A 10,027-nucleotide genomic window follows, 5' to 3' on the forward strand; every position below is an offset into this window, starting at 1 on the left:
TCTATATCGGCTTGGTGTGAACTTGCAGTCTCGCTCAGAGGTAAACTGCGACTATCAATATTAAAGGTCTTTATTAAGCTTATTCAAGCAACTTTTGGATCTCTAAGCCTAAGGTTCTAAAAGTTAGAATACGGCTTGATGTCTGACGCCAAACAAGGCCAATATCCCTATAAGGTGTTTCACCCGGTGGTGCCATCGTGATTAAATCAGTATTGCTTAAGATCCCTGCATCTATCGCCATTTGCGGTAAAAATGTGGTCCCTAGTTTGCAATTCACCATCTGCACTAACGTATGCAAACTTGTTGCCGCGAACGGGTTGATTTTAGTACTCTCACCTAACTGACATGCGCTAATGGCATGGCCGGTAATGCAATGTTCAGCCTGCAATAAGAAGATACTCTCATCAGGTAAGTCTTGATAATCGATAGGCTCATGGATCTCGTCAGAAAGATCGGTATGCACCACCATTTTGAATGGGTCAATACCCACTTTCATACTATGGTAACCGCTAGTATCCACCGGTAACGCCAGTAGCAACAGATCCAGTTCACCTTTACCTAATGCGTCAACCAGCCTATCGGTTGTATCCTCTTTTAAAAAAAGGGTTAGATTCGGGTAGGTTTCTTTGCAATGCTGGACAACTCTGCTTAACAGAAACGGTGCAATAGTGGGAATACAACCTAAGCGAATTTCGCCGGTCATGGGCTCACCTTGATGCTTAACCAGTTCGACTAAATCATCAACATCCGTTAGTAATTTGCGTGAACGTAGTACAACCTCTTCACCAATCGCGGTGAAGATAAATGATTTATGGTCACGCTCAATAAGTTGATGCCCTAATTGCTCTTCAAGGTTTTGGATCCCACTTGAGAGCGTAGACTGGCTAACATGACAAATTTTAGCAGCGCGATTAAAATTTTGTTCTTGATGTAAATTGACCAAATAAAACAGATTTTTCAAACTCGGAAGATGTTTCATAAAGCAGATTACCAATGACGTTATTTATCGAAAGGTTCTATTTAACTCTACCACACTTTACCGAGCCTTCACTTTAAAAACGCCAACAGAGTGTGAAGCAACGCAAACTGTTTTACCAAATAGAATGAGCAGCATAATGTGTTTAAAAAAATGGCGCTGTTTAGTTACCTAAACAGCGCCATCTCAATATTTGGATCAAAGCTTATGCTTTAGATTCAAGATACTGCTTTAATTCTTGGAGGTCGTTAGAACCATGGTTAACAATTTCGTTTAGCCAAACCGAATGTTCATTCTCCCATGCTGCTTCTTCACCGTGTTGTAATAACTGTGCAAACTGTTGAATACGCTTTAAGCCAACAGAGCCAGCAGCTCCCTTAAACTTATGAGCTTCACTGCACAATGTGTCTTTATCTTTCGCTTCATAAGCGTTAACTAGATTGCCAATATATTCAGGCATTAGCTGCTCAAACAATACGACACTTTTAAGTAGCGTACCTGCGCCAATTGCACTGCAGTACTGCTCCAGTGTATTAAGATCCAAGATTGATTCTAATTCAGCTGCTGCCATCTAGGCACCTCTCAAAATGATTGCCGTGTATTTAAAAGACGATTTTACCACATAATACCCGCTAAAATGATAGGTGCAACAACTAGTGTCATATGTAGTTAAATTCGTTGGTTATTTAACCTTCTATTAACCTTTGATTAATCAAAAAACATCACCATTCGCTAAATATAGTGATTTTTACCAAGCGGTATTTAATATGCATTACAAATCGCTTACGCCATAGACAGTTAAGAGATTGCTAAATGACTACCTTGCGCACCTTTGGCTTTTAAATCATCAACAATAGCCACTAAACCATCCCAGCGAAAAGCACACCAATCAGGTGCTAAAAGCATAGGTTTTTTAGCATAGGCTGTCACTCGATGAAAGATAATGTCTTTAGGAGTACGACGGATTAACTCTCCCACACTGTAGGCATAATCCTCTATGGCTAACAACTCCATTTTGTCATTCCGCCAAGCTTTAGCCATGGTGCTACCTTCTACAATATGCAAAGGGTGTAGCTTCAAGCCATCAACACCAACTTCTAACACTTTATCTAACGTAGTGAGGTAGTCAGAATGCCCTTCTCCAGGTAACCCCAAAATCAAGTGTGTACAGACTTTAATGCCTTTTGCTCGGGCACGCTTTACCGTATCAGCATAAACCTCAAAATCATGGCCGCGATTGATCTTCTTTAAGGTTCTATTATTGGCCGTTTGCAAACCCAGCTCTAGCCAAACATCTAGCCCTTGCTGCTGATAATCAGCCAATAACGTTATCACTTCATCAGGCACACAATCAGGCCGCGTGCCGACACATAAACCGACAATATCACTGTCTTGTATCGCTTCATCGTATTTCTGCTTTAACACTAAATACTCGTCATAAGTACTGGTGTACGCCTGAAAGTAAGCAATATATTTCGAAGGTTTGGTTGATAACCTCTCACGGCCTTGGCTTAACTGAGCTTGTATCGACAACTCAGTTTTATGCTCATGGCTAAATGAGGCCACGTTGCAGTAAGTGCATCCACCTTTGCCAAGTGTGCCGTCTCGGTTTGGACAGGTAAATTTTGCATCAATTGTCAGCTTACGGATCCGCTCTCCATATCGCTGCTTACATACACTGCCAAACGTATTAACGTAACTATCCAAGCCCAAAGTAAATCACCTAACCTAAAAATTTGCGTCATTCTATTCATTTCCTCAATTCATTTATTAGCGCTAGCTCAAATAACCGTAATTTCGTTGCAATCTTTATGCTGTACACATTAACTGAGAAACAACATCAGCTTATGCATAAATAGTCAGACCCCAAAGTGATTATCATTTCACTGTATTTGCAATAAAAATCACTTTCCTCAAATAGGTTACAATCGCCAAACTTGTTGCAAATACGTAAAGCCCAATAGGCGCACAATTTAAAATTCTTTTTATTCATAAGGTTATACGGAGCATTTTACAGTTTACGTAAAGGTAAACCAAGTTAAACGAGCGTATTAAATAGTTAGACTCGTATAGACATTATGCAATAATTTGGTTTGACCTTTAGAGCGCTTAGGGTTAATTTGATTGATTCGGGTGAATATCTATAGATATTTTTTGCTTTATCTCCCGAGTAGTATCGGTTGAAGTTAGGGAGTGTACAAATGAGCTTATATCATCCAAGTTTTGAACGGGACAATTGTGGTTTTGGGCTTATAGCTCAAATGGACGGTGAAGCGAGTCACCGTATAGTACGTACCGCAATTCACGGATTGGACCGCATGAAGCACCGTGGTGGTATTGCCGCAGATGGGCGCACTGGTGATGGTTGCGGGTTATTAATGCAACTGCCGACGGAATTTTTTAAAGCAATTGCAGCAGAAAATGATTGGCATTTAAGCCGTCGTTTTGCTGTGGGTATGCTTTTTCTTAGCCAAGATGAAGAGCTGGCATCACAAACCAAGCATCTAATAGAACAAGAGCTACAGAAAGAAACCTTAAGTGTGGCTGGCTGGCGAGATGTGCCAGTTAACCCTGATGTATTGGGCCCTATCGGCAAAGCAAGTCAGCCGCAAATTGTTCAGGTACTCATTAACGCGCCTATTGGCTGGCGCGAAAAAGACTTAGAGCGTCGTCTCTATATGGCAAGACGCCGTGTAGAGCAGCAACTAAGCCACGATAAAGATTTCTATATTGCCAGTCTATCGGGGCAAGTCATCGTCTATAAAGGCTTGATGATGCCTGCAGATCTGCCATCATTTTATAGCGACTTAGCCGATATACGCCTGCAAAGCGCTATTTGTTTATTCCACCAGCGCTTCTCTACCAACACATCGCCAAAGTGGCCACTGGCGCAACCTTTTAGATATTTAGCCCACAATGGCGAGATCAATACCATTACCGGTAATCGGCAGTGGGCACGAGCCCGTGCCTATAAGTTTCACGCCCCGCTGCTGCCCGACTTGCAGCAAGCTGCGCCGTTCGTCAATGAAACAGGCTCAGATTCGTCATCATTAGATAACATGTTAGAGATGTTGCTAGCCGGCGGCATGGACTTGTACCGAGCAATGCGCTTGCTTATTCCACCAGCGTGGCAAAGTAATCCAGAGATGGATGCAGAATTAAAAGCATTCTATGACTTTAACTCCATGCACATGGAACCTTGGGATGGCCCAGCGGGCATCGTCATGACCAATGGTCGTCATGCGGCTTGCGCGGTCGACCGTAACGGTTTGCGACCATCGCGTTATGTCATCACTAAAGATCGTATTTTAACGCTGGCCTCAGAAGTCGGTATTTGGGACTACGCCCCAGATGAAGTGATTGAGAAAGGTCGCGTCGGACCTGGCGAGCTGCTGGTGCTGGATACCTTGAATGGTAAACTTTACTCTTCGTTTGAGATTGATAACGACCTTAAGCGTCGTCATCCATACAAAGAGTGGATGGCTAAAAACAGTAAAGTGTTAAAACCAGCGGAAGATTTTGGCCCTAACGAGCAAGGCTCACGAGAATACTCAGATGACCAACTACTGCAATATCAAAAGCAGTTTGGTTACTCACGTGAAGAGTTAGAGCAGGTCATTTGGGTTCTGGCGAAAAAAGGCGAAGAAGCAACGGGCTCTATGGGCGACGACACGCCTATGGCTGTGCTGTCTAAAAAGTCACGCACAATCTATGACTACTTCCGTCAAAAATTTGCTCAGGTGACTAACCCCCCTATCGATCCACTGCGCGAAAAACACGTTATGTCACTCACTACCTGCGCCGGTCGTGAGCAAAACCTGTTTAATGAAACCACCGGACATGCATATCGCGTGATGTTCAATTCGCCAGTACTGCTTTTTAGCGACTTTAGTCAGCTAATGGCATTAGATAGTACTTACTATCGCGCAAACACTATCGATTTGAATTACGACTTGAGCGAAGGTCTTGAAGCCGCGGTTAAGCGGATCTGTGATGAAGCCGAGCGCTTGGCTAGAACAGGCACCACACTGCTTATTCTGTCAGATCGAGCCACCGCTAAGTCAAAGCAGGTGATCCCCGCAGCGATGGCTGTTGGCGCCGTGCAGCAAATTTTAGTGAACAAGAGCCTGCGCTGCGACACCAACATTATTGTTGAAACCGCATCGGCCCGCGATCCACATCATTTCGCGGTATTAATTGGCTTTGGTGCCACCGCTATCTACCCCTACTTGGTGTATGAGTGCATTTCAGATTTAGCTAAACGTAACGGCGTTGAAAACACTCGCGACCTAATGCTCAACTTCCGTCTCGGCATAGACAAAGGTCTACGTAAAATAATGTCTAAGATGGGCATTAGTACTGTCGCCTCTTATCGTTGTAGTCAACAGTTTGAAGCCGTTGGCTTGGCTGATGAAGTGGTCGAACTGTGCTTCAACGGTGTGATTAGCCGTATTCAAGGGGCGAGTTTCAAGTTGATTGAACAAGATCAACAACTGCTACACAAGAACGCCTTCAGAGCTCACCAAGCACTACCACAAGGTGGATTGCTAAAATATGTTGAAGGTGGTGAATACCATTGCTTTAACCCTGATGTGGTCAATACCCTACAAGCCAGTCTTCGCGATCAAGATTACGGCAACTACAAACGCTTTACCGAGCTGGTAGATAACCGCCCTATTGCGACACTAAGAGACTTGATTGAAGTAAAGGGTGAGCTTGCCCCCGTTGATGTATCAACAGTGGAAGCCGCTAAAACACTATTCACTCGCTTTGACAGCGCAGCGATGAGTATCGGCGCACTCAGCCCTGAAGCTCATGAAGCATTAGCCGTAGCAATGAACCGCCTTGGCGGTCGCTCCAACTCGGGTGAAGGCGGAGAAGATCCACGCCGCTTTAACACTGAAGGTAACTCAGCCATTAAACAGGTTGCCTCAGGGCGTTTTGGTGTAACCGCACATTACCTGGTCAATGCTGAAGTATTACAAATTAAAATAGCCCAAGGCGCTAAGCCTGGTGAGGGTGGACAGCTCCCTGGCGATAAAGTCAGCGTTGAAATTGCCGCGCTGCGTAATGCGCGCCCCGGTGTCACGCTAATTTCACCGCCGCCACATCACGATATCTACTCTATTGAAGATTTAGCGCAGCTGATTTTTGATCTAAAGCAGATAAACCCTAAGGCCTTGGTCTCAGTCAAACTGGTTTCAGAACCCGGCGTCGGCACCATCGCCACTGGCGTGGCTAAAGCCTACGCCGATATGATCACCATATCGGGTTATGACGGCGGCACAGGGGCTAGCCCTATTACCTCGGTAAAGTATGCTGGCAGTCCATGGGAACTGGGACTTGCTGAAGTGCATCAGTCGCTAGTGACCAACGGCCTACGTCATAAAATTCGCTTGCAAGTGGATGGCGGTTTAAAAACCGGTAAAGACGTCATTAAAGCTGCGCTGCTCGGCGCTGAAAGCTTTGGTTTTGGTACCGTGCCTATGATTGCACTCGGTTGTAAATACCTGCGTATTTGCCACCTCAATAACTGTGCAACCGGCGTTGCGACGCAAAACAAACAGCTACGTAATGAGCATTACCACGGCTTACCAGAGCGCGTAATGACTTACTTTGAGTTTGTCGCCCAAGAGATCCGCGAGTACATGGCGGACTTAGGTGTTACCGAATTTGAACAGCTCGTTGGCCGTAGCGATTGGTTAGCGGCATTAGAGGGCGAAACCGCTAAGCAGCAAGGTTTAGATCTAACCCCAATTCTGTATCGCCCTGAAGTGCCAGCTGCATCGGCAGTCACATGGCGCGAAACCAATCCACCATCAGATCCAGGCACGTTAAATAAACGCCTAGTTGAAGATTGCAAAGAGGCTGTACTCGCGGGTGAATCTATTTGTGAGATGTTCAACATCAACAATACCGATCGCTCAGTGGGCGCCAGCCTTTCAGGTTATATAGCAACCCATATGGGTCGCGATGGGGCTAAATCTCCCATTATGTTGAAGTTTAATGGCAGTGCTGGCCAAAGCTTTGGCGTGTGGAATGCTCCAGGCCTCGAGCTAATGCTGTGTGGCGACGCTAACGATTACGTCGGCAAAGGCATGTCAGGCGGTAAAATTTGTGTTTATCCACCTTTAGGCAGTCCATTCAAATCAGAGCGTTCTACCATTTTAGGTAACACCTGTTTGTATGGCGCATCGGGCGGTAAATTGTTTGCCTCGGGTCAGGCTGGCGAGCGTTTCGCGGTGCGTAACTCCGGCGCAATTGCCGTAGTTGAAGGCTTAGGTGATAACGGTTGTGAATATATGACCGGTGGCATCGTTGTGGTACTAGGCTGTACAGGCGTTAACTTTGGTGCGGGCATGACGGGCGGCTTTGCTTATGTATTTGATCAGTTTGGTCGATTTAATCGCCGCGTCAATACTGAGATGGTCGACACTCACAAAGTAGAGTCCGCTATTCAGCAACAACATTTACGCGAGTTGATCGAGCAGCATGTTAAAGAAACCAACAGCGAACATGCCAAGATGATCTTAAGTGATTTTGAAAACTGGATAGATTGTTTTATTTTGGTCAAACCAAAAAATGTTGAGCTAAGCGATCTGTTAAAATTAGAGCCATCAGAACCTGCACTAGCAGTCAGAGCGGGGTAAATAAAAATGAGCAATGATTTTCAGTTTATTGAAGTTGGGCGTAAAGACCCCACTAAACACGCTGCCAAACAACGTGCTACGCAGTTTATAGAGATTTATCAACCTTTTGCTAAACAACAGGTAGTAGAGCAATCTGACCGCTGTCTCGACTGCGGTAACCCCTATTGTGAATGGAAATGCCCACTGCATAACTACATTCCTAATTGGCTGGAGTTAGCAAAACAGGGCCGTATTATGGAAGCGGCTGACTTGGTTCATGAAACCAATACTCTACCGGAGGTTTGTGGCCGCGTTTGCCCACAAGATAGGCTTTGTGAAGGTGCCTGTACGCTTAACGAAGAGTTCGGAGCTGTTACAATCGGTAATGTAGAAAAGTACATTACCGATACCGCAATATCTCAGGGATGGCGCCCTGATTTGTCAAAAGTCACTCCACGTAAAGAGCGCGTCGCCATTATTGGTGCGGGCCCTGCGGGACTAGGTTGCGCCGACATACTCGCCCGTAACGGTGTGCAAGCCATCGTTTATGATAAAAACGTGCAGATTGGCGGCCTACTCACTTATGGCATTCCCTCGTTCAAGCTCGACAAAGAGGTGATGCAAGTTCGCCGTAACGTGCTTGAGGGCATGGGCATCGAGTTTAAGCTCGGTGTTACTGTCGGCAAAGATATCGACTTTAAAGAGTTGATTGAAAACTACGACGCGGTTTTCCTCGGCATGGGCACCTATACCGCGATGAAAGCGAACCTTGTAGGTGAAGACGCCCAAGGTGTTCATCAAGCGCTGCCGTACCTTATCGGTAACACCCATAACGTGATGGGCACTGAGTGTATCGATAACCCTTATCTAAGCCTTAAAGGTAAGCGCGTTGTGGTGCTCGGTGGTGGTGATACCGCAATGGATTGTGTCCGCACCGCAGTGCGACAAGGGGCAACGACAGTCACTTGTGCCTATCGCCGTGATGAAGAAAACATGCCAGGTTCACGCCGTGAGGTTAAAAATGCGCGTGAAGAAGGCGTTGAATTTCTGTTTAACCGCCAGCCCAGTGAAATTAAAACCGTCGATGGCAAAGTGGTGGGTATCGAGTGCATTGAAACCGAGCTCGGTGAGCCCGATGCCAGTGGTCGCCGTCGCCCAGTGCCAATTGAGGGCAGTGAACAAGTCCTTGAAGCTGACGCCATCATTATCGCCTTTGGTTTCCAACCAAGCCCGGCAAAATGGTTAGCTGATTTTGATATTGAGCTTAATGACTGGGGTTTAGTCAAAGCGCCGAAAGTCGCCGACAACCCATTCCAAACCAGCAACCCTAAAGTCTTTGCTGGAGGCGATATGGTCCGAGGTTCTGATTTAGTCGTTACCGCGATAGCCGAAGGACGAGATGCCGCACTCGGCATTCTCAACACCTTCGAAGATTAAGTTCTAGGTTGTAGCTTAAGTCCAACAGTTTGTGATTGGCGCTCCGAAAGGAGCGCTTTTTTTTTACTTGTACGTAGGAGCAAAAACCAACTGTTATTTATCCTGATTGATTTGCTTGTTAGCTACAATGTATGCCAATGGCTTAAATTATTTTTCTTAGCGCTATGTTTGTAATAGAGCGCCATAAATAAGCCAAATAATATTCCAGCAAAGAAACTACCTATTAAGGCGGCTTGAATTGTCATCCCGCTAGATTGCCAAGAGGTAAACCACATAAGAAGTCCCCATACACTACCAAACCATAAAGAGGCGGTGATAAAGTTGCTTATAAATGAGCAGTAATGAAATGGACGAATATTGAATCCAAGTTTTATTAATAATACTGAAATAGGTGGATTATGATTGGATTTCCATATATTGGCTTCACTAAGCTCCTTTTGTGCAGCCTCTAATTTATCCTGAAACGACATTTAACACTCCTTGTAGCTAACGCCCTAATAATGGGCAAAAAGTTGTTGGCTGAAATGTTGAGGAACGAAAACAGCCAACTGTTTTAGTTCCGTTTTCAATGCCTTGTTATAAGCCGACGGCTTCGATTTCAAGCTGCTTTTTGTTTTGCAAACCGATTTCAGAACTTAACCAGCCAAAACTATCATTATTAAACCTTGGAAAAATATGCAAATGATAGTGTTCAAGCTCATTACAACTACCGTTGTTCTGAATAAAGCTAATTCCATCAGGGGAATATTTTTCAACCATTTTTCGATAGATACCCCTTGCGACAACGAGTATCTCATTCATGACATTTTCTGGAACATCAATAAAGTCATGAAAGGGCTTTTTTGGGCAAATTAGAACATGACCACGATTGATTGGGTCATGATCAAGAAAAGCAATTACTTCATCATTTTCAAAAATTATAACAGCCTCAATTTCTCGTTTGACTATTTGTTCAACTATGGTCACATCTAATCTCCAAGACTTA

Annotated in this window: 7 protein-coding genes; 2 read left to right on the forward strand and 5 right to left on the reverse strand. The window is 44.8% G+C overall.

Features of this window, described 5'->3' with window-relative positions; translation table 11 throughout:
- Window positions 1–79 precede the first annotated feature (79 nt).
- From oxyR to CXF86_RS03235, 3 genes are all read right to left on the reverse strand, one after another.
- On the reverse strand, window positions 80–979 hold the full coding sequence (gene oxyR, locus CXF86_RS03225) for a hydrogen peroxide-inducible genes transcriptional activator OxyR (protein WP_101090500.1): 900 nt from the start codon (window positions 977–979) through the stop codon (window positions 80–82).
- A gap of 202 nt (window positions 980–1,181) precedes the next feature.
- Window positions 1,182–1,547 (reverse strand): Hpt domain-containing protein, encoded by a 366-nt coding sequence (locus CXF86_RS03230; RefSeq protein ID WP_101090501.1) that lies wholly within the window; start codon window positions 1,545–1,547, stop codon window positions 1,182–1,184.
- A gap of 227 nt (window positions 1,548–1,774) precedes the next feature.
- Window positions 1,775–2,689, reverse strand: coding sequence for a tRNA modification radical SAM protein MnmL/YtqA (locus tag CXF86_RS03235; protein ID WP_101090502.1), 915 nt, complete (start codon window positions 2,687–2,689; stop codon window positions 1,775–1,777).
- A gap of 488 nt (window positions 2,690–3,177) precedes the next feature.
- On the opposite strand from CXF86_RS03235, the gene gltB reads away from it, so the two are divergent.
- On the forward strand, window positions 3,178–7,626 hold the full coding sequence (gene gltB, locus CXF86_RS03240) for a glutamate synthase large subunit (protein ID WP_101090503.1): 4,449 nt from the start codon (window positions 3,178–3,180) through the stop codon (window positions 7,624–7,626).
- Window positions 7,627–7,632: 6 nt separating this feature from the next.
- Window positions 7,633–9,042 (forward strand): FAD-dependent oxidoreductase, encoded by a 1,410-nt coding sequence (locus tag CXF86_RS03245; protein ID WP_101090504.1) that lies wholly within the window; start codon window positions 7,633–7,635, stop codon window positions 9,040–9,042.
- 122 nt (window positions 9,043–9,164) lie between these two features.
- Here CXF86_RS03245 and CXF86_RS03250 read toward each other — a convergent pair whose 3' ends face one another.
- Both CXF86_RS03250 and CXF86_RS03255 read right to left on the reverse strand, forming a co-directional pair.
- Entirely contained in the window at window positions 9,165–9,512 is a 348-nt protein-coding gene (locus CXF86_RS03250; RefSeq protein ID WP_102038315.1) for a DUF6404 family protein, read from the reverse strand.
- 106 nt (window positions 9,513–9,618) lie between these two features.
- On the reverse strand, window positions 9,619–10,027 hold a 409-nt coding region (locus CXF86_RS03255; protein WP_308303111.1), incomplete at its 5' end, for an HIT family protein.

The sequence above is a fragment of the Shewanella sp. GutCb genome (genome assembly GCF_002836135.1).
Taxonomy (GTDB): domain Bacteria; phylum Pseudomonadota; class Gammaproteobacteria; order Enterobacterales; family Shewanellaceae; genus Shewanella.